The 19,408-nt window shown below is 70.3% G+C and carries 21 protein-coding genes; 12 read left to right on the forward strand and 9 right to left on the reverse strand.

Annotation, left to right across the window (positions count from 1 at the left end; translation table 11 throughout):
- Window positions 1–27 precede the first annotated feature (27 nt).
- Window positions 28–792 (reverse strand): lysophospholipid acyltransferase family protein, encoded by a 765-nt coding sequence (locus ACLQ25_RS05625; RefSeq protein WP_425729710.1) that lies wholly within the window; start codon window positions 790–792, stop codon window positions 28–30.
- Between the two features lie 164 nt (window positions 793–956).
- On the opposite strand from ACLQ25_RS05625, the gene ACLQ25_RS05630 reads away from it, so the two are divergent.
- The 3 genes from ACLQ25_RS05630 (at window position 957) to ACLQ25_RS05640 (ending at window position 4,738) form a co-directional block, all read left to right on the forward strand.
- On the forward strand, window positions 957–2,369 hold the full coding sequence (locus ACLQ25_RS05630) for a cytochrome ubiquinol oxidase subunit I (protein ID WP_425729712.1): 1,413 nt from the start codon (window positions 957–959) through the stop codon (window positions 2,367–2,369).
- A gap of 14 nt (window positions 2,370–2,383) precedes the next feature.
- Window positions 2,384–3,382, forward strand: a complete 999-nt coding sequence (gene cydB, locus ACLQ25_RS05635; protein ID WP_425729714.1) for a cytochrome d ubiquinol oxidase subunit II — start codon at window positions 2,384–2,386, stop codon at window positions 3,380–3,382.
- Between the two features lie 177 nt (window positions 3,383–3,559).
- Window positions 3,560–4,738 (forward strand): GNAT family N-acetyltransferase, encoded by a 1,179-nt coding sequence (locus tag ACLQ25_RS05640; protein ID WP_425729716.1) that lies wholly within the window; start codon window positions 3,560–3,562, stop codon window positions 4,736–4,738.
- Between the two features lie 103 nt (window positions 4,739–4,841).
- On the opposite strand, the gene ACLQ25_RS05645 is transcribed toward ACLQ25_RS05640, so the two are convergent.
- Window positions 4,842–5,273, reverse strand: coding sequence for a MarR family winged helix-turn-helix transcriptional regulator (locus ACLQ25_RS05645; RefSeq protein WP_425729719.1), 432 nt, complete (start codon window positions 5,271–5,273; stop codon window positions 4,842–4,844).
- A 96-nt stretch (window positions 5,274–5,369) separates the two neighbouring features.
- Here ACLQ25_RS05645 and ACLQ25_RS05650 point away from each other — a divergent pair, with 96 nt between their 5' ends.
- Window positions 5,370–5,822: a MarR family winged helix-turn-helix transcriptional regulator gene (locus ACLQ25_RS05650; protein WP_425729721.1), complete on the forward strand. Its 453-nt coding sequence runs from the start codon at window positions 5,370–5,372 to the stop codon at window positions 5,820–5,822.
- Window positions 5,823–5,857: 35 nt separating this feature from the next.
- Here the strand turns inward: ACLQ25_RS05650 and ACLQ25_RS05655 are convergent, their stop codons facing one another.
- Window positions 5,858–6,547 (reverse strand): hypothetical protein, encoded by a 690-nt coding sequence (locus ACLQ25_RS05655; protein WP_425729723.1) that lies wholly within the window; start codon window positions 6,545–6,547, stop codon window positions 5,858–5,860.
- 73 nt (window positions 6,548–6,620) lie between these two features.
- A complete protein-coding gene (locus ACLQ25_RS05660) occupies window positions 6,621–7,082 on the reverse strand; it encodes a peroxiredoxin (protein WP_425729725.1) in 462 nt (153 codons plus the stop codon).
- Between the two features lie 171 nt (window positions 7,083–7,253).
- On the opposite strand from ACLQ25_RS05660, the gene ACLQ25_RS05665 reads away from it, so the two are divergent.
- Window positions 7,254–7,982: an SDR family oxidoreductase gene (locus ACLQ25_RS05665; protein WP_425729727.1), complete on the forward strand. Its 729-nt coding sequence runs from the start codon at window positions 7,254–7,256 to the stop codon at window positions 7,980–7,982.
- Window positions 7,983–8,018: 36 nt separating this feature from the next.
- Here the strand turns inward: ACLQ25_RS05665 and ACLQ25_RS05670 are convergent, their stop codons facing one another.
- From ACLQ25_RS05670 to zwf, 3 genes are all read right to left on the reverse strand, one after another.
- The gene (locus ACLQ25_RS05670; RefSeq protein WP_425729729.1) at window positions 8,019–8,144 is read right to left on the reverse strand and encodes an MFS transporter small subunit; all 126 of its coding nucleotides are present in this window, start codon (window positions 8,142–8,144) and stop codon (window positions 8,019–8,021) included.
- Window positions 8,141–9,550: an OFA family MFS transporter gene (locus tag ACLQ25_RS05675; protein WP_425729731.1), complete on the reverse strand. Its 1,410-nt coding sequence runs from the start codon at window positions 9,548–9,550 to the stop codon at window positions 8,141–8,143. The genes ACLQ25_RS05670 and ACLQ25_RS05675 overlap by 4 nt, the downstream gene beginning before the upstream one ends.
- A 128-nt stretch (window positions 9,551–9,678) precedes the next feature.
- Window positions 9,679–11,058: a glucose-6-phosphate dehydrogenase gene (gene zwf, locus ACLQ25_RS05680; RefSeq protein ID WP_425729733.1), complete on the reverse strand. Its 1,380-nt coding sequence runs from the start codon at window positions 11,056–11,058 to the stop codon at window positions 9,679–9,681.
- A 157-nt stretch (window positions 11,059–11,215) separates the two neighbouring features.
- Between zwf and ACLQ25_RS05685 the strand changes: the two genes are divergently transcribed.
- Together ACLQ25_RS05685 and ACLQ25_RS05690 are read left to right on the forward strand one after the other, a co-directional pair.
- Window positions 11,216–12,001: an alpha/beta fold hydrolase gene (locus ACLQ25_RS05685; RefSeq protein WP_425729735.1), complete on the forward strand. Its 786-nt coding sequence runs from the start codon at window positions 11,216–11,218 to the stop codon at window positions 11,999–12,001.
- A 24-nt stretch (window positions 12,002–12,025) separates the two neighbouring features.
- Complete coding sequence (locus tag ACLQ25_RS05690; RefSeq protein WP_425729737.1) at window positions 12,026–12,616, forward strand: DinB family protein; 591 nt, start codon at window positions 12,026–12,028, stop codon at window positions 12,614–12,616.
- A gap of 83 nt (window positions 12,617–12,699) precedes the next feature.
- Here ACLQ25_RS05690 and ACLQ25_RS05695 read toward each other — a convergent pair whose 3' ends face one another.
- Window positions 12,700–13,536, reverse strand: coding sequence for a hypothetical protein (locus tag ACLQ25_RS05695; RefSeq protein WP_425729739.1), 837 nt, complete (start codon window positions 13,534–13,536; stop codon window positions 12,700–12,702).
- 311 nt (window positions 13,537–13,847) lie between these two features.
- Here ACLQ25_RS05695 and ACLQ25_RS05700 point away from each other — a divergent pair, with 311 nt between their 5' ends.
- The 3 genes from ACLQ25_RS05700 to ACLQ25_RS05710 all read left to right on the forward strand — a co-directional run bounded on the left by ACLQ25_RS05700 (window position 13,848) and on the right by ACLQ25_RS05710 (window position 17,187).
- Complete coding sequence (locus tag ACLQ25_RS05700; protein WP_425729741.1) at window positions 13,848–14,630, forward strand: cellulose binding domain-containing protein; 783 nt, start codon at window positions 13,848–13,850, stop codon at window positions 14,628–14,630.
- Window positions 14,631–14,673: 43 nt separating this feature from the next.
- On the forward strand, window positions 14,674–15,453 hold the full coding sequence (locus ACLQ25_RS05705) for an HNH endonuclease (protein ID WP_425729743.1): 780 nt from the start codon (window positions 14,674–14,676) through the stop codon (window positions 15,451–15,453).
- Between the two features lie 723 nt (window positions 15,454–16,176).
- Entirely contained in the window at window positions 16,177–17,187 is a 1,011-nt protein-coding gene (locus ACLQ25_RS05710) for a tyrosine-type recombinase/integrase (protein WP_425729745.1), read from the forward strand.
- Window positions 17,188–17,195: 8 nt separating this feature from the next.
- On the opposite strand, the gene ACLQ25_RS05715 is transcribed toward ACLQ25_RS05710, so the two are convergent.
- Window positions 17,196–17,975 carry an endonuclease/exonuclease/phosphatase family protein gene (locus ACLQ25_RS05715; RefSeq protein ID WP_425729747.1) on the reverse strand — a complete coding sequence of 260 codons (780 nt, stop codon included), beginning with the start codon at window positions 17,973–17,975 and terminating at the stop codon, window positions 17,196–17,198.
- Window positions 17,976–18,158: 183 nt separating this feature from the next.
- Here ACLQ25_RS05715 and ACLQ25_RS05720 point away from each other — a divergent pair, with 183 nt between their 5' ends.
- Together ACLQ25_RS05720 and ACLQ25_RS05725 are read left to right on the forward strand one after the other, a co-directional pair.
- Window positions 18,159–18,929, forward strand: coding sequence for a sulfite exporter TauE/SafE family protein (locus ACLQ25_RS05720; protein WP_425729749.1), 771 nt, complete (start codon window positions 18,159–18,161; stop codon window positions 18,927–18,929).
- 163 nt (window positions 18,930–19,092) lie between these two features.
- On the forward strand, window positions 19,093–19,408 hold a 316-nt coding region (locus ACLQ25_RS05725; RefSeq protein ID WP_425729751.1), incomplete at its 3' end, for a transposase domain-containing protein.

A 19,408-nucleotide genomic window follows, 5' to 3' on the forward strand; every position in this document is an offset into this window, starting at 1 on the left:
GGGCGCGGGGGGCCTGCGTGGGGGGCGTCAGGGGGTGCGGCGGTGGAGGCGACTGAGGTCGATCGGGCGGCCGGGGTCGACGTGGCGGGGGCCGTCGGGTTCGTCGGGGCGTAGCGGGGCGAGGGTGTCGGTGAGGGCGTCGATGATGCGGTTGGTGGCTCGGCGGGCCGCCCCGGCGGTGGTGGCGTTTGATTCGCCCAGGTCGACGGGTGTACCGAAGTGCACGCGGATCACCGGGCGACGCCACAGGGCGCGGGCGATGCCGCGCAGCATCCCCTTCGGCGCCTGGTAGGGCAGCACCTCGTGCGCGCCCCACTGGGCGACCGGGATGACGGGAGCGCCGCAGGCCAGCGCGAGCCGGGCCACACCGGTCTTGCCGCGTTCGGGCCACATGCCGGGGTCCAGGCCGATGCGTCCCTCGGGGTAGATGAGGATCACCGAGCCCGCCGCGACGGCCTCGGCCGCGTCGTCGAGCGCCTGGTGGACGGCGCTGGTGCCCCGGTCGACCCGGATGTGCCCGACGTGGCGCATGGCGGCACCGAGCACGGGGGCGCGGAACAGCCCGGCGGTCGCCATGATCCGTGGGGCGATGCCCCGCTCCCGGCAGGCGGCGACCATGACCAGGGGGTCGAAGGGGCTGATGTGGTTGGCGGCCAGCACGAGCGGCCCCCGGCGCAGGTGCACGGGGACGTCGCCGGTGACCTCGAGGCGGGCGAGCAGGGCCACCAGGGCGCGGGCCAGCATGAGGGCGGCCCGCCAGAGCAGTGGTGGCTGCCAGGTCGTCGTGTCCATCAGCGCGCCATCCTCGCACGAGGTGGTGGGGCCGCGAGGGCGAGTGGCCGGAGTGATCAGGGTCATTGGTCCCGGGCCGGTTTGGGCCGCCCGACCCTGCCCCTTTCTCTACGACGAGCAGTAGTCTTTACTACGTCTCGTAGTACGCATAGTTGGGGGTCCAGGTGGACGCGTTGGACGTCGCCCGGTGGCAGTTCGGTGTCACAACCGTCTACCACTTCCTGTTCGTGCCACTGACCATCGGCCTGTCCGTGCTGGTGGCGATCCTGCAGACAATGTGGCACCGCACCGGCAGCGAGCGCTACCTCAAGCTGACCAAGCTCTACGGCAAGCTGTTCCTGATCAACTTTGCCATGGGCGTGGTCACCGGCATCGTGCAGGAGTTCCAGTTCGGCATGAACTGGAGCGACTACTCCCGCTTCGTGGGTGACATCTTCGGCGCGCCCCTGGCCATCGAGGCGCTCGTGGCGTTCTTCCTCGAGTCCACGTTCATCGGCCTGTGGATCTTCGGCTGGGACCGACTGCCCAAGCGCGCACACCTGGCCAGCATCTGGGCCGCCGCCATCGGCACGAACCTGTCCGCGTACTTCATCCTCGCCGCGAACTCGTTCATGCAGAACCCCGTCGGCTACCGCATCAACCCCGACAGCGGACGCGCCGAGCTGACCGACTTCCCGGCCGTGCTCACCAACAAGGTCGCCCTGATCACCTTCCCGCACACCCTGGCCGGCTCGTTCCTGGTCGCCGGGTCGCTGATCGTGGCGGTCGGCCTGTGGCACGTGATCCGCAACCGGGACTCGGCCGACACCGGCGCGTACCGCTTCGCCACGAAGTTCGGCTCCTGGGTGGTCCTGGTCGCCTCGGCGGCCGTGCTGTTCACCGGCGACATCCAGGGCAAGATCATGACGGACGTGCAGCCCATGAAGATGGCCGCCGCCGAGGGTCTCTACACCACCGAGAGCCCCGCCTCGTTCTCCGTGCTCACCATCGGCAGCCTGGACGGCAGCCGCGAGGTGTTCGCCCTGAAGATCCCGTACCTGCTGTCGTACCTGGGCACCGGCGACCCGCACGGCACCGTGCACGGCATCAACGACCTCCAGGCCCAGTACGCCACCCAGTACGGCCCGGGCAGCTACACCCCGATCATCCCGGTCACCTACTGGAGCTTCCGCTTCATGGTCGGCTTCGGGTTGGCGGCCGGCGCGATCGCCCTGCTGGTCCTGTGGAGCCAGCGCAGGGGCCGTACCCCGCGCAGCAGGTGGCTGCTGCGCGCCGGCCTGGCCATGCCGGTGCTACCGCTGCTGGCCAACTCCTTCGGCTGGATCTTCACCGAGATGGGCCGCCAGCCGTGGATCGTCTTCGGCGAGATGCTCACCCGCAACGGGGTGTCCCGCAGCGTCTCGCTGACCGAGGTCCTGACCTCGTTCACCGCCTTCACGCTGATCTACGCCACCCTCGCCGTGATCGAGGTCAAGTTGCTGCTGCGCTACGCCAAGGCCGGCGTACCGGACGTCAGCGAACAGCCCCCCACCGACGACACCGACGACGCCGAGCGTCCGCTCGCCTTCGCCTACTGATCCCGGAGCCCATCGTGGACCTGACCACCATCTGGTTTCTCCTCGTCGCCGTGCTGTTCACCGGCTACTTCATCCTGGAGGGCTTCGACTTCGGCGTCGGCATGCTGCTGCCCGTGCTCGGCCGCGACGACCGCGAGCGCCGGGTCCTGATCAACACCATCGGCCCGGTCTGGGACGGCAACGAGGTGTGGCTGATCACCGCCGGCGGGGCGATGTTCGCCGCCTTCCCCGAGTGGTACGCCACCCTCTTCTCCGGCTTCTACCTGCCGCTGCTGCTCATCCTGCTGGCCCTGATCGCCCGCGGCGTCGCCTTCGAATACCGGCACAAGCGGCCCGAGGCGTCCTGGAAGCGCCGGTGGGACGCCGCCATCGTGGTCGGCTCGCTGCTCCCGGCGATCCTGTGGGGCGTCGCCTTCGCCAACATCCTGCGCGGTGTGCCCCTGGACGCCGACCACGAGTACGTCGGCGGCCTCGTCGACCTGCTCAACCCGTACGCCCTGCTCGGTGGCGTGACCACCCTCGCGCTGTTCCTGACCCACGGCGCGGTGTTCCTGGCCCTGAAGACCACCGGCGACATCCGCGAACGCGCGGGCGCCCTGGCGGTGCGCCTCGGCGTCGGGGCCGCCGTGCTCGCGGTCGGCTTCCTGGCCTGGACGCTGAGCATCCGCTCCAGCGCGGCCGCCGTCGTGCTCGCCGTCGGCGCGGCCCTCGCCCTGCTCGGTGGCCTCGCCGCCGCCCGGGTACGCCGGGAGGGCTGGGCGTTCACGGGTACGGCCGTGGCGATCGGCCTGGCCGTGGCGACCCTGTTCGCGGCGCTGTTCCCGAACGTGCTGCCGTCCACCCTCGACGCGGCGGGCACGCTCACGGCCACCAACGCCGCCTCCACCCCGTACACCCTGAAAATCATGACCTGGGTGGCGGTGATCTTCACTCCAGTGGTGCTCGCCTACCAGGCCTGGACGTACTGGGTGTTCCGCAAGCGCATCGGCGTAGCCAACATCCCCCAACACTGACCCCCACCCCCGCTCCCGCCCCGCCCCCGCCCCCGCCCCGTCGATCATGGACTTGTGGTGCCCGACCTGGGGCGTCAAGGGTGCTTTGTCACCCACCACAACTCCATGATCGGTGGGCGTCCGGGCGGGGCGGTTAATCGGCTGGTCGGGGTGGGGGCGTGCCGCTACGGTGTGCCGATGCGCGTTCGTGAACTCACCATCGACGACCTGGACGACGCCTGGGAGCTGGGCCGGTTCGCGTTCGGCTCCAGCCAGGAGCGTGCCCCCAGCACGAGCGTCGAGGTGCCCGGGATGACCCGCTACGGCGCGTTCGACGACACCGGCCGGCTCGTCGGCAAGGCCGTCGACCTGCACCACGACCAGTGGTGGTCCGGGCGGGCGGTCGCGGCGGCCGACGTCGCCGGGGTGGCGGTCGCCCCCGAGGCGCGGGGCCGAGGCGTGGCCCGAGCCCTGCTCACCGCCCTGCTGGCCGGGGCCCATGAGCGTGGCGCGGCGATCAGCGCGCTGTACCCGACCGTCGCCGCCCCCTACCGCGCCTGCGGCTGGGAGGCCGCCGGTGTGCTGCGCACCGTCGACCTCGCCACCGCCGCGCTGCCCCGGCACCTGCCCGCGTCGCACCTGACCGTCCGCGCCGGCACGCCCGCCGACCTGGACGCCGTCGCCGCCCTCTATGAGCGGGTCACCCGCCACCGCAACGGCATGTTGACGCGCCGGGGCAAGCTGTTCGACTTCTTCGCCGCCGACGCGAAACTGCCCGGTGACGGGATCACGCTCGTCGAGGACGACGGCGACCTCGTCGGCTACGCCACCTGGCAGCGCGGTCGGGGCTACGGCGCCGACTCGGTGCTCACCGTCGACGAGGCACTGGCCACCACCGCCGACGCGGCCCGCGAACTCGTCGGGGTGCTCGGGAGTTGGGCCAGCGTCGCGCCGACCCTGCGGTTGTGCCCGCTCGACGGTGACGCCGTCAGCGTTCACCTGCCGTTGGAGGCGGCCCGGGACCACGAGCGGGACCTGTGGATGCACCGGCCGGTCGACGTCGTACGGGCGGTGGGCGAACGCGGCTGGCCCGCCCACGCCCGGGGCGTCGTCGACTTCCACCTCACCGACGCGCTCGCCGAGTGGAACACCGGCACCTGGCGGCTGGCCGTCGCCGACGGCGAAGCCGAGCTGACCAGACTCGACGGCGAGGCGGACCTGCGGCTGAACGTCTGCGGTTTCGCGCTGCTGTACGCCGGCGCGGCAGGTGCCCGCTCGGTGGCCCAGGCCGGTCTGCTGCACACCGTGGGCGTCGAGCCGGACGCCCTGGACCTGCTGGGCGCCGGCGGTCCGGCCCAACTGCTCGACTACTTCTGACGGCCGTCGCGGCGAGGCGCTCGGGCGAGGAACACCTCAAGGCCGAGCCGTCCGGCTCGCCGATAGGGCGGCCATGAACCCACTCGCCTGAGCGGCTGTCGGTTCAGGCGACGCCCGCCAGCTCGTCGTTGGCCCGCTCGGTGACGAGCGTGAGGACGCGGGCGGCGATGTCGGCCTCGGCGGGCGGGATGTCCCCGTACAGCCGGGCGGTGATGTCCCCGACGGCCTCGGCGACACGGGCCTGCGTGCGGTGGCCGGCTTCGGTAAGCGACACCCGCGGCTCGGTGGTGTCGTCGATCCGCGCCAGGCCGGCGTCGACGAGGCCGGCGATCACCTCGTGCACGGCCGACTCGTCGACCCTGCGGGCGCTCGCGAGGCGCCGCACGAGACCGGTCCGGTCGACGGGGCCGGCGGTGAGGACGTTGAGGGCGAGGACCTGGGCGAAGTCGACGCCCAGGGGCGCGACGGCGCGGTCGAGCAGGGCCCGGGTGGCGAAGTGGGCCTGACCGATGACCTGTCCGTTCAGAGTGGACACGTTGCCTCCTTCGAAAACGTTGGCTAAACCAACGTTGGTAGAACCAACGTAACATGGTTTGTGGGTCACGCCAACGGTTACTGTTAGGCTCCCGCCATGGACGCCACCGCCCCGCAGTCACCCGCCGGGCTGCGTACCACTGCGAGCTGGCTGCTCAACCAGGCCGCCGCCCACGCCGGCCGACTCGCCAGCGCGGGCTTCGCCGCACACGACCTACGCGGCTACCACTTCCGGCTCCTCGCCTCGCTGGCCGAGGACGGCCCCGCGAGCCAGGCCGACCTGGGCCGCCGCTGCGGCATCGACCGCAGCGACGTCGTGGCCGCCATCAACGACCTGGCCGGCCGGGAACTCGTGGTACGCGCCCCCGACCCGGCCGACCGCCGCCGCAACGTCATCAGCCTCACCGACGCCGGCGCCGACGAAGCCCACCGGATGGCCGACACCGTCGCCCGCGTCCAGGACGACCTGCTCGCGCCCCTGTCGAGCGCCGAACGCGCGCAGCTGACCCGCCTGCTCACGCGCCTGCTCGAGCACCACAACAGCCACTGACCGCCGGTCAGGCCCGCCCCAGCGCACGGCAGCGCTCAGCTCGCCTCGCGCAACTCCGCCAACCGGGCCTCGATCTCGGCCAACTCCGCGCGCAGCTTCTCCGCCTGCTGCTCCGCCTCGGCCCGCTCGGCGCCCAGGATCTGCTCCACCGCCTCCTGCGCACCCGGCACGTCCACCAGCGCCACCATCCTCAACGCCTCGGCCGGCTTCACCACGTACGGCTTCGCCAGGGCCTTACTGCCCTGCTGAGCCGCGACCGTCCACTCACCGTCCGCGTACGCCAGGGTCACCGTGAGGCCCGCGGGCCCCTTGGGCTTCGCGGCCTTGACCGCCCGCCGCGCCGGCGGCTTCTCGACCTGCTCCACCTTCGGCTCCTCCTGTCGCTGCGCGGGCACCCGCGGCGTGTCCAACACGAACTCCGGCGCGGCCACCGCGGGCGCCTCCGGCTCCGGCTCCGGCTCCGGTTTCGGCTCCGCCACCCGCCGGCCCGCGCCCTTGGGCGCGACCGCCAGATCGGCGGGGGAGAACGGCAACTCGTCACGACCGAACCGCACCACGACGAACTCGTCGGACACGTTCGGATCGGTCAACTCGACCACCTGGCCGACCTGACCGGCGATCTGCCCCGCCGACGCGGTGAACACCACCCTCGGCTTACGGCCGGCCGCCAACGCCTCCCGGATGCTGCGCACCTCGTCAGTGGACAAACCCTGGCCGGCATCCATCACAACCCTCTTCCGTACACCTGTTTGATTGCTGTCTTGATACCAGTCGGCTGCGACACCCGCCGCACGGGGCTCAGCCGCCGAGGGCCCGCAACGCCCGATCGGCGTGGTCGTTCATGCTGACCTCGCTGTGGATCACCTCGATGACCCGCCGGTCCGTGCCGATCACGAACGTCATCCGCTTCGTGCTCAACGCCCCCAACGGCACCCGCCGCCGCACCCCGAACGCCTGCGCGACCGTCCCGTCCACATCCGACAGCAGCGGATAGTCGAAGCCGTGCATCTTCGAGAACTCCGCCTGCTTGGCCACCTCGTCGCGGCTGATACCCACCCGCGACGCGCCCAGCGCCGTGAACTCGGCCGCCAGGTCCCGGAAGTGGCAGCTCTCCGCCGTGCACCCCCGCGTCATCGCTCCGGGGTAGAAGAACAGCACCACCGGCCCCGACGCCAGGAACTCCGACAGCCGCCGCGGCGTACCCGTCTCATCCGGCAACTCAAAGTCGTCCACGACATCGCCGACACCCACACCCGCCACCGCGCACCTCCGTAGTCCGAACGACCGCGCGGTGAGCGTAAGCGATCACACCCGCAGCGCCTCGTGCGCCACCAGCACCAAGGCCCGCCGCATGTGACCCTCCTTACGACGACTCATCCGCGCCGGTCACGGTAGCGTCGGCCCAACCCGCCCGACAGATCCGGAGGCGCCGTGGCACCCGTCACCGTCATCACCGGCGGCGGCCGAGGCATCGGCGCGGCCACCGCCCGCCGCCTCGCCGCGGCCGGCCACCACATCGCCCTGTGCTACCGCCGCGACGACGCCGCCGCCGCGACCGTCCTGGCCGACCTGCACGCCACCGGCGTCCAGGCCATCGCCGTACGCGCCGACACCACCGACCCCGACCAGGTCACCGCCCTGTTCGACGCCGCCGCGCAGCTCGGCCCCCTCACCGGCCTGGTCAACAACGCGGGCGTCACCAGCCTCATCGGCCCGTTCACCGAGCTGCGCGTGGACGACCTGCGCCGCGTCGTCGACGTCAACCTCATCGGGTACGTCCTCTGCGCCCAGCAGGCCGCCCTCCGCCTCACCGACGGCGGCGCCATCGTCAACGTCTCCTCCGCCGCCGCGACCCTCGGCAGCCCGGGGGAGTACGTGCACTACGCCGCCGTCAAGGCCGCCACCGACACCCTCACCGTCGGCCTGGCCAAGGAACTCGCCCCGCGCGGCATCCGCGTCAACGCTGTCGCCCCCGGCCTCGTACGCACCGACATCCACACCGACTCCGGCGTACCCGACCGCGCCGACAGCGCCGCCGGTCGTATCCCGATGGGCCGCTCCGGCGAACCCGACGAGATCGCCGCCGCCATCGCCTGGCTCCTCAGCCCGGACGCCTCCTACACCGCCGGCGCCGTGCTGCGGGTCTCCGGCGCCCTGTGAGCCGGGGCGCGCGACACGCGCCCCGGCCCACCGCTCTCAGTGCGTGAACAGCTTCGCCGCCGTGATCACCGTCTGCACGACCCCGTAGCCGAGCAGCACCGCCACCACCAGCCAGGAAATCCACAACCGGGCCTGCTGCCCGCTCCGACCGTCCTCGCTCATCGCGTACCACTCCTCTGCGCCGCCGTGACCTCGTCCACGTTCTGCTCCACCGGCTCGTGGTAACGCTGCGGCACCGGTCGCACCAGCAGGTTCGCCACGAAGCCCACCGCCAGGACACCCACCATCGTGAGCAGCGCCGGCCGGTACGCCGCCGCCGTCAACGTGCCCGGCTTGCCCTGCGCGTCGAGGAACCCGTTCACGATCAACGGACCCGCGACACCCGCCGCCGACCAGGCCGTCAACAACCGGCCGTGGATCGCGCCCACCTGGTACGTGCCGAACAGGTCCCGCAGGTACGCCGGCACGGTCGCGAACCCGCCACCGTAGAACGACAGGATCACGCACGCGAACAGCACGAACAACGCCGTCGCCGTGTGCCCGAACAGCGCCAGCAGCGCGTACATCGCCATGCCCACGCCGAGATACACCAGGTAGATCGGCTTACGGCCGATGACGTCCGACGTCGACGACCACACGAACCGGCCGGCCATGTTGAACAACGACAGCAGACCCACGAACCCACCGGCCGCCGCCACCGACACCGCCGACGTCCCGTTCTCCCGGAAGAAGTCCTGGATCATCGGGCTGGCCTGCTCCAGGATGCCGATACCGGCGGTCACGTTGCAGAACAACACCACCCACAACAACCAGAACGACCGCGTCTTCACCGCGTTCGCCGCCGACACGTTCGCCGTGGTGACCAGCGGCTTCGCCGCCACCGACGCGGGATCGAAGCCCGCCGGACGCCAATCTTCGGCCGGCACCCGCACGTTCGCCACCCCGAACATCATGATCACGAAGTAGCCCAGGCCTAACGTCACGAACAACCACACCAGCGCGCTGCCCGACGCCGTCGAACCCGCGTTCGACGGGTCGTAACCCGGGTCGTAGAACGACAGCAACTGCCGCGACAGGGGAGAGGCCACCATCGCCCCACCACCGAACCCCATGATCGCCAAACCGGTCGCCAGACCCGGCCGATCCGGGAACCACTTGATCAGCGTGGACACGGGGGAGATGTACCCGATCCCCAGACCGACGCCGCCCAGCAGGCCGTACCCCAGATACAGCAGCCACAACTGCTTCGTGGCGATGCCCAGCGACCCCACCAGGAAACCCGCCGCCCAGAAGCAGGCCGACACGAACATCGCCTTACGCGGCCCGTTCGCCTCCACCCACGTCCCGGCCACCGCCGCGGACAACCCCAGCATCACGATCGCGATACTGAAGATCACCCCGATCGCGGTCTGACCCGTGTCGAAATGGGCGATCAACGAATTCTTGTAGACGCTCGTGGCGTAGACCTGGCCGATACACAGGTGGATGGCCAACGCCGCCGGGGGAATGAGCCACCGGCTGTAGCCGGGCGGCGCGACGGTATGCCGACGATCGAGTGCGGACAGCATGCGCTGCTCCCTCTCCGAGGCGGACTAAACGTCCCCACAACGTGCCCACCCCGCACCCAACCGGCAAACCTCACCGTCGCCGGACGGTCCCTCCCGTGAGCTGAGCGGTCACTCAGCCCACGCCGCGACTACCCCAGCTCCGGCGCGTGCCAGCCACCCGCCAACGCATCCGCGTCCGCCGGACCCCAACTACCCCTGTCGTACGAGCGCACCGGCTCCGCCAGATCCAGGATCGGCGCCACGATCCGCCACTCCTGCCGAATCGTCTCCGCCCGCGCGAACCGCAGATGCTGCCCGCCCATCGCGTCGTCGAGCAACCGCTCGTACGCCTCCTGACGCCGACCCAACGCCGCACCGAAGTCCACCGCCAGATCCACCGGCCGACTCGCCACCTCCGCGCCCGGACTCTTGGCCTGGATCGACATCGTGATGCCGTCCCCACGACCCAACCGGAACCGCAACAGGTTCGCCGGCGCCTCCGCCCCATTCTCGGCGGGGATCAACGACCGCTGCGGCCGCTTGAACTCGACCACCACCTCCGTCGCCGTCCCCGGCAACGACTTACCCGTCCGCAGAAAGAACGGCACACCCGCCCACCGGGGCGAATCCACCGTCAACCGCGTCGCCACGAACGTCTCCGTGTTCGAATCCGGCGCGACACCCGGCTCGTCGCGGTAACCCGCGTACTGCCCCCGCACCGTCGACTCCGGCGACAACGGCGCGACCTGCCGCAACACCGCCGCCTCCGCCTCGCGGAACGAGTCCACGTCGTCACCGGCCGGCGCGTCCATCGCGATCAACGCCACGACCTGCAAAATGTGGTTCTGCAACACGTCCCGCGTCGCACCCACCGTGTCGTAGAAACCGGCCCGACCCTGCGTACCGAAACCCTCCGCGAGGGTCACCTGCACGTTGTCGATGTGCTCACGGTTCCACAACGGCTCGAACAGCCGGTTGGCGAACCGGAACGCGTACAAGCCCTCCACCGCCTCCTTGCCGAGGTAGTGGTCGATCCGGAACACCCGACTCGCGTCGAAGGCCGCACCCAGCGTCCGATCCAACTCCTCGGACGACGCCAGGTCACGCCCGAACGGCTTCTCCACGATCACCCGACCACGGTCGGCCAACCCGACCGCCGCCAGGCCCCGCACCACCGAACCGAACACCATGGGCGGAATCGCCAGATAGAAGATCGGCCGCTGCGCGTCACGCAGACGCTCCGCCAGCCGCTCGTACGTCGCCGGATCCGCGTAGTCCCCGGAGATCATCGACAGGTTGGCCGCCAACGCGTCGAACGTCTCGTCATCCACCTCGTCGGAAGCCTCCGCCACCGACTTACGGGCGGTCGCCACCAACTGCTGGTCATCCCACGGGGAGCGGGCCACCCCGATCACCGGAACGTCGAGACGCCCCCGCCGCGTCAACTCGTACAGCGCCGGAAACAGCTTCTTCGAGACAAGATCACCTGTCACACCGAACAGCACAACCGCGTCTGAACGCACGCGCATGACACTTCCATCCGATCATGTGGACCTGATCTTCCGAACGGACAACGGCGCGTCCCACCGGAGGAATTCCCCGCGAGCGGCCCACGTGAGGTCGGCGACAGCGCCACAACGGAAGATGACCCCCACAGCGCTCCGCACACCCCCAGGAAGGACCAGAATGACCCTGGCCGCCGACCACTCCCCGGGAACCGGCCCCGACGTGGTGTGCCTGCCCATGTTCGGCACCACCCGCGCCGCCACCGCCGCCGCCTTCCAACCCGCCCTCGCCGACACCGGCCTACGCCAGACGTACCTGGACCTGCCCGGCCACGGCGACACCCCACCCACCTGCCCGCCCACCTCCCAGGCGCTGCTCACCACCATCTGCGCCTGGCTCGACCACCACATCGACGGACCGGCCCTGCTGGCCGGCGCCTCCTACGGCGCCTACCTCGCCGCCGGCATCGCCCGTCAACGCCCCGACCTCGTCCGCGGCCTACTCCTGGTCTGCCCCGGCATCACCATCGCACCGGCCAGCCGCACCCTGCCCGAGCACCGCCCGCCGCCAGGACCCACCGGCTGGCTCGACGACGCGCCCACCGACCTGCGCCCACACCTCGACACCGCACTGGGCCACCGCACCCCGACCGTCGTCGCCACCGTCCTGCGCGCCCTGGACACGGGCGGCCCCGGCGACCACGCCTTCCAGCAGGAACTGCGGACAGGACCCGGGTACGCGCTCCCCGACGAGACCGCCGACACGCCCTTCGACGGGCCCGTCAGCGTGCTCACCGGCCGCCAGGACGGCATCGTCGGCTTCGCCGACCAGTTCCACGCCATGCGCCGCTACCCCCGAGGCACCTACACCACCGTCGACCAGGCCGGGCACTACCTGCCCTTCGAACAACCAGCCCAGCTCCGCGCCCACACCCAGGCCTGGCTCCGCCGAACCCCACAACCCTGAGCCCGGTACGCGACAATGACCGCCATGGCTGACCTGGGCGACACCAAGGCCGCGATGCACTACTACCTTCGCAGGAACCGCGACGACCTCATCTGGAAACTCGACGGCATCAGCGAACGCGAGGCCAGAACGCCCCGCACCGCCACCGGCAACAACATGCTCGGCGTCGTCAAGCACTGCCTCAACGTCGAGGCCGCCTACTTCGGGCCCACCTTCGGCCGCGAGTTCCCCACACCGCAGGAACTGGTCCCGCTCACCGCGTTCGACGACGACCCACAGGCGGACTGGTACGCGTACGAAAACGAGACCAAGGATGGCCTCATTGACCTGTACCGCCGCGTCGGCACCTTCGCGGACGAGACGATCGACCAACTACCGCTCGACGCGCCGGGGCAGGTGCCCTGGTGGCAACCCGGCCGCCAGGACGTGACACTGGCCCGGACCATCATGCACGTCACCAGCGACGTCGCCCGGCACGCCGGTCACCTGGACATCATGCGCGAGCAGCACGACGGGGCGATCGGCTGGCAGCGCGACAGCACCGGCATCAACGACGACTACGACTGGCCGGCGTACGTCGACAAGCTGCGCAAGCTGGCCGACCAGTTCGACTGACCGAGCTGGGGGAGAAGGCCGCGGAAACGACATTGCCCTGCCGGTGCTATTGGGCACCGGCAGGGCAATGTCACCACCTGGAATCAGTTGTCGGTGCTCAGCCCCTTCAACATCTCAGCGAAGTCAGTGGTCTCCGCCGGCGGAGGCGTCTCGACGGTGACCGCCTTGCCGTAGTCGGTGTAGTCGACCACGACGTCGCCCATCGCGCCCATGACCGTGGCCGCACGACGAGGCCGGTACTGCTCGTCGACCCAGAGGTCGACCTTGACGTCCTTGACGCCCGCCGCGGCGAACTGCTTCTCGACAGCGGCCCGCAGCTTGGCGTCGACCTGACCCAGCTGCGTCGCCACCGGGGTGGTCACGGTGTAGTGGACCGTACGCGCCCCGTTCACCGTCTCCTCACCGACGACCGTCACGCCCTCGGACGCGAGCAGCGTCTTGACCTGCTTGGTCGGGTCGATGTCCTCGAACTGCTTGCTGAAGTCCATCCCGGCCTGTTGGCCGATGCTGCTCATGTCCATCTTCAGCCAGCGCTTGCCGCCCATGCTGGCACGGTCCTTCGCCGGCGCCTCGACGTAGAACGCGGTCCCGATCAGCCGGACGGTGGTCGGGCCGTCGATCGGGTCCACCATGGTCATCTCGGCCTTGACCGGGTCACCCAGGTCCAGGACGCCCTGCATGGAGATCTTCTGACCGCCGGTCGTTCCCGTCATCGTCAGCGTCACCGAGTCGCTCTTGTCGGTGGCGTCGATCGTCTTCTGCAACGAGCCCTTGAGGTCGCTGGCCAGCAGCTCAAGGACGCTGGTCTGCTTCGGCGCGTCGGACGAGCCCGATGAACCGGTCGCCACGCCGCAGGCGGAGGCGGTGAGCGCCGTAAGCGCCGAGACCGCGACAACGGCGGCCTTCTTCCACAGTGACACGTGATTGCTTCTTTCCGACAAGGCTGCGGGGAATCTCCCCAGTTGTCATCTCTCAGTTGACCTGAGCCGCACGGATGGCTCATGAGCTGCAATGGCCCAAGTCAGTGAGAATCCTTGAGAGAGTCATGCCTCTCGTTATCTTGGACCACGGGCAGGTTTTCTCATCATCTGGGGCCGGCATGGTTGGGCCCACGCCCGCTGCATGGCCCACATCGCCCGCTACCCGCCGCCGATCCGGTCAATTGACAGGCATTGATTGATGCGGTCGACTGACAGCGGGTGCATCCCTCAGCTCACCCAGGAGGACCCCCTTGCGTACGCTCCTGACCCTCGCCGCGGCCGCCGTCTGCGCCGCCGGTGCACTGGCCGTCCCCGCAGCGGCGGCGCAGGCCGATCCGGCCGACGCCTGCGCCGGTACCGTCCAGCTCCAGTCGCTCACCTTCAACCCGCCGCGGGTGGTTCCGGGCCAGGCCGTCCACGCCACGGCCGTCGGGCAGAACTGCACCGCCCAACAACGACAGTTCTCCACGACGATCTACGCCCGGTTCGTCGGCTCCACCCCCGGCATCCCCACCGGCTGCCCGGCCCTCGACCCGCTGCCTGGCTGGGCGGTCACCGTCGATCCGGGCGCGACCTTCAGTTGGAGCGAGGGTTACTCAGTGCGCTCCGGCTGCACGGCCACCGGCCTGGAGGTCACGGCCCGCGTAGAGGACCACGCCACCGGCACCCTGCTCACCCAGATCAGCACGGTGCCGATCGACCCGCCGCCGGCGGCGCCCTGCACCGTGAGCTACCGCACCGGGAGCGAGTGGCCGGGAGGCTTCACCGCCCAGATCACCATCAAGAACACCAGCACCGTGCCGATCAACGGTTGGACGCTCCGCTTCACCTTCCCCGGTGACCAGCACATCGTCCAGTCCTGGTCCGCCACCGCCCAGCAGAGCGGTGCCACCGTCACGGCCCGGAACGCCAGCTACAACCCGCTGGTGGCACCGGGCACCTCGGTGGTCTTCGGCGTCCTGGGCACCTGGCAGGCCAGCGATGCGGCGCCGATCGCGTTCACGCTCAACAACGTCAGCTGCGCCGCCGGATAGCCTGCGCACCGGACCGCGGGGCGGCCAGTACGGAAGGACACGAGTGAGGCTCTGCGAGATCGAAGGCTGTGACGGCAGGTTCCTCGCTCGCGGCTGGTGCCGGAAGCACTACATGCAGTGGAAGCGCACCGGAGACCCACTGGGCACGGCGCGGAAGCCGAAGCCGACGTGCGGCGAGGGTGGCTGCGAGCGCGAGCACTATGCCAAGCAACTCTGCCATGGGCACTACCAGCTCGCCAGGAAGTGGGGCAAGAACTGGCGGGAGCTGGCTCGGCCGACTCCGCAGCCACGAGCCGAGACGTGCTTCATCGACGAGTGCACCAACCCCGTCCTGGCGGTCGGGTACTGCGGCTCCCACTACCAGCGCCTCCGGAAGTACGGCGACCCGCTGGGGTTCAGGCATCGTCCGTGGACGCCGCGCCTGAACGGAGCGGCTTGCCCGTGGTGCGGCGGGGCGGTCAACCGATCGGCCGGCAAGCACAAAGTCTTCTGTAGCGCCGGGTGCGCCGATGCGAGCTGGACCGCCGGTCCGAACGGCATCAGGCACAACATGCGCCGCCGCAGCGCCTTGGCCCGGGAGAGGGTAAACCTCATTACCGAGCGGGACCTGGCGCGACTCCTGGCGCGCCAGGTCGGCCTCTGCGCGTACTGCCGCCTCGCCGCGCCGACCAGCATCGACCACATCGTGCCGCTCAAGCTGGGCGGACGTCACAGCATCGGCAACCTCGCGTGGGCCTGTGGGTCGTGCAACTCCAGCAAGAGCGACCGCCTGCTGTTCGCATGGCGGGTCACCCAGCGAACGGCGCTCGCCCTCGCCGCATAGTTCGGTGAGGGAGTGACGTCCCATGACCCCATGCACGTCGTGGGGGCCATCATCAGATCGGTGATCGGGGGGAGGAGGAGCCACATCCTCCGACGACCCGACCGCAGATGAGGGCCTCGACCTTCCCCTTCGGACGAAACCATCACCTGGCGGGTGACGGCCGGGCCGGCGAACGATGAACAGTCTGTGCCCGTCACGCAGCGAAGGGGGGCAGAAACCAGGCGGGACAGGGGCGCCCGCCGTGGCTCAAGTAAATGGGAAGACTCAAGTGACAACACGTTAGCCCACCAGGCTGTCGTGCCACATTCGATAATGCACATTATGTAAAGTCGACCGCGCAAGGCCCACCCCCGACCAGCCGCGCCGGGCGCGTCGGGCGAGCGGCCCAGCCCGGCGATCCCGCAACGTCTTGATCGTGCTCGAACCAGGAAGTAGTGGCCTCCACTGCGCACCGAGACCACTCGATCCTGGATATAGCGCGATTATGGGCGAGCTGCGCCGCTTCGGCGGACGCCACGTCTCGGACGGAGCGTGCCAAGGCCGCAGCTCGTCTTGAACGCCAACGTCGGCGCAGCCCACGCGTCCGTCGCGGGGCCGCCATTGTCATCCCGGCTCGACCGGTTCACCTGGGGTCCAGGACGCCCTGATCGGCAACCCGCGACGCCTTCGCTCCCCTCTCCCCCCCCCTTTCGGGCAACGCGAAAATCATGCATAATATACCTTATGCATGACAAACAGGACGAATCGCTCAAGGTGCTGATCGAGGAGTTCCTGACCGCTCGGGCCACCCGCAAGCCCTCCCCCCACACCCTGGCGGCCTACCGACGTGATCTGCACGCCGTGGCCGCCCTGGTCGCCGACGGTGACGCCACTCCCCTCCCCCTCGACGAGCTGACGATCACCGACCTGTCCCCCCGTGTGCTGCGGGCGGCGTTCGCGCGCTTCGCCGCTCCCCGGGCTCCCGCGTCGGTGCACCGCGCCTGGTCGACCTGGAACAGCTTCTTCACGTTCCTGGTGACCGACGGAGTGGTGGCGGGCAACCCGATGCCGGCGGTCGACCGGCCTCGGGCCGTCCTGCCCGAGCCGAAGCCGCTGCGTGGCGCGGACACTCCCGAGGTGCTGCTGGCGTCGGTGGCGCGTGACGACGGCCGGCAGCGGGACCCGTGGCCGGAGCGGGACGTGGCGGTGTTGGCGGTGGCGCTGTGCGCCGGGCTGAGGCTGTCGGAGCTGCTGGCGTTGCGGGTCGGGTCGCTGGGTGGGCGTCCGGGTGAGCGGCGGGTGGAGGTGGCGGGCAAGGGCGGGCGGCCCCGGGTGGTGCCGATCGAGGCGGATCTGGACCGGGTGTTGGTGGACTATCTGGCGAGTCGCGCGCGGCGTTTCGGTTCGCGGTCGGTACGCCCCGACTCGGCGTTGCTGGTGGACCGGCGGGGCGAGCCGCTGCGCCGTGGTGGTCTGCAGTATCTGGTCGAGTCGTGTTACCGGCGGGCGGGTATCGGTGACCGGGTGCCGAAGGGGGCGCGGTTGCACGCGTTGCGGCACACGTTCGCGACCCGGTTGGCGGAGGACGGCGCGGGCGCGGCGGAGATCATGCGGTTGTTGGGGCATGCCTCGTTGGCGTCGTCGCAGACGTACATCGAGGTGACGGCCGGGCAGCAGCGGGAGGCGATCCGCGCGAGTCGTACCCATCGGGTGTTGGCGGCTCTGCTGCCGGCTGAGGGTGACGCGGCGCGCTGAGGGTGACGTCAGCCGAGGTCGACGAGCAGGGGTCGGTGGTCGGAGATGGTGGACGTCGGCGTGGTGACGGCCCGTACGGGTGGGAGCGCGTCGAGGGCGTGCCGGTCGGCGAGGATGTGGTCGAGTTGGACGCGGGGTTGTCCGGAGGGGTAGGTGGGGCGTCGGCCGAGTGGCTGCCAGCGGGATACGAGGCGGGCCGGGCCGGCGGGGAGGTTGAGGTCGCCGAGTAGGACGCGGGGGCCGGGTAGTGCGCGTAGGGCGCGCACGGTCTGGCGGAGTTGGCGGGCGTTCCAGCCGGGTACGAAGGACAGGTGGGTCGCGGCGACGGTGAGGGGGCCGTGGGGGGTGTCCAGGATGGCGGCGAGGACGACGCGGGGTTCGTCGTCGAGGAGGATGAGGCCGCCGCCGGGGCCGGGGGCGTAGATGGGTGAGCGTACGGGCGCGGGTTTGAGTCGGGTGATGTGCCAGCTGCGGACGGGGTGGCGGCTGATGAGGCCGATGCCGTAGCAGGGTTCGCCGTGGCCGTCGTCGTCGTGGCGCAGGGGTCGGAACCGTTCGCCGGGGGTGCCGACGACGGCGGCCGCGAAGCGGTGGTGGGGCGCGTCGAGTGCCCGGGCGGCGATGGCGGTGAGGTCGAGGTTGCCGCTGCGGCGTTGGTCGCGGTCGACTTCCTGCAGGGCGAGGACGTCGGCGTCGAGGGCGCGTACGGCGGCGGCGAGTCGGTCGGGGTCGACGAGGCCGTCGGTGAGGGATCGTCCGTGCAGCAGGTTGAAGGTGGCCAGGCGCACTCCTGCACCTTACGTGCCCGTGACAGGGTTGCCGTGTGGTGAAGCTGTTGCTGTGTTCGATGCTGGTGTTCGTGGCGGTCGGCGCGTGGGGGGTGTGGTTGCGGCGTAGGCGGGGCCGGTGAGCGGTGAGTCGTGCCACTTGAAGGGCTGGTGGGGCGTGTTGGGTGGGGAGAATTGCCGACCGTGGACGCCGTATCGCTGAGTACCCTGCTGGCCGCCGCGGCGATGGCCGGGTGGGTGGATGCCGTGGTCGGTGGTGGCGGGTTGTTGCTGCTGCCGGCGTTGTTGGTGGCGGCTCCGGGTGTGCCGGTGGCGACGGCGTTGGGTACGAACAAGTTGGCGGCGATCTTCGGTACGGCGACGGCGGCGGCGACGTACGCGCGGCGCACGAAGGTGGACTGGCGGTTGGCGGGGCCGGCGGCGGGTGTGGCGGTGCTCAGCGCGGGGGTGGGCGCGGCGTTGGCCGGGGCGGTGCCGGCGTCGGCGTACCGGCCGGTGGTGTTGGTGGTCCTGGTGGCGGTGGCCGTGTTCGTGTTGCTGCGTCCCCGGTTGGGGGTGGTGGCCGTGCCGGCGCGGCGGACGCGGGCGCGGGTGGCGGTGGCGATCGGTGTGGCCGGGGTGGGCATCGCCCTGTACGACGGGTTGATCGGGCCGGGTACGGGCACGTTTCTGGTGCTGGCGTTCACGACGTTGGTGGGTGCGGATTTCGTGCACGGGTCGGCGATGGCGAAGGTCGTCAACGCGGGTACGAATCTGGGTGCGTTGGTGGTGTTCGCGGTGACCGGGCACGTGTGGTGGTGGTTGGGCGCGGCGATGGCGGTGTGCAACATCGCGGGCGCGGTGGTGGGTGCGCGGATGGCGTCGCGTCGCGGGTCGGGGTTTGTGCGGGTGGTGTTGCTGGTGGTGGTGCTGGCGTTGGTGGTGAAGCTGGGTTACGACCAGTGGGCGGCCTGAGAGGCCGGGTGCTAGCTGCAACGCCGTTCAGTTAGGCGTTTCGGTAGGCCGTCAAGCGTGTCGTGGAGACGAGGCAGCGGAGCTCCGGTATAGAGGGTGGCCACTCTAAGACGCCCTTGAACCTGGAGCTCCGCTGGCTGATCAGATTGCCATAACTCGAACGGTGACGGTAGCCGCGGGCGTGTTCGCGCCGGGTCATCTGGGCGAGCTGACTCGGCTGGTGCCGTTCGAGATGGTCGATGATGTCCTGGCCATGACCAGGCGGACCGAGTCCAGGGTCAGGCTGTTGCCGGCCCGGGTCGTGATGTATCTGCTACTGGCCGGGTGCCTGTTCGCCGAACTGGGATACCTGCAGGTGTGGTCGAAGCTGACCGCCGGGTTGTCCGGTCTGCCGCTCGTGGTGCCCAGCGGCAGTGCGTTGCGCCAGGCCCGGCAACGACTCGGATCGCAGCCGGTGCGGGCGTTATTCGATGTGTTGC

This window comes from Micromonospora sp. DT44, from assembly GCF_049841635.1.
Classification (GTDB): Bacteria; Actinomycetota; Actinomycetes; order Mycobacteriales; family Micromonosporaceae; genus Micromonospora.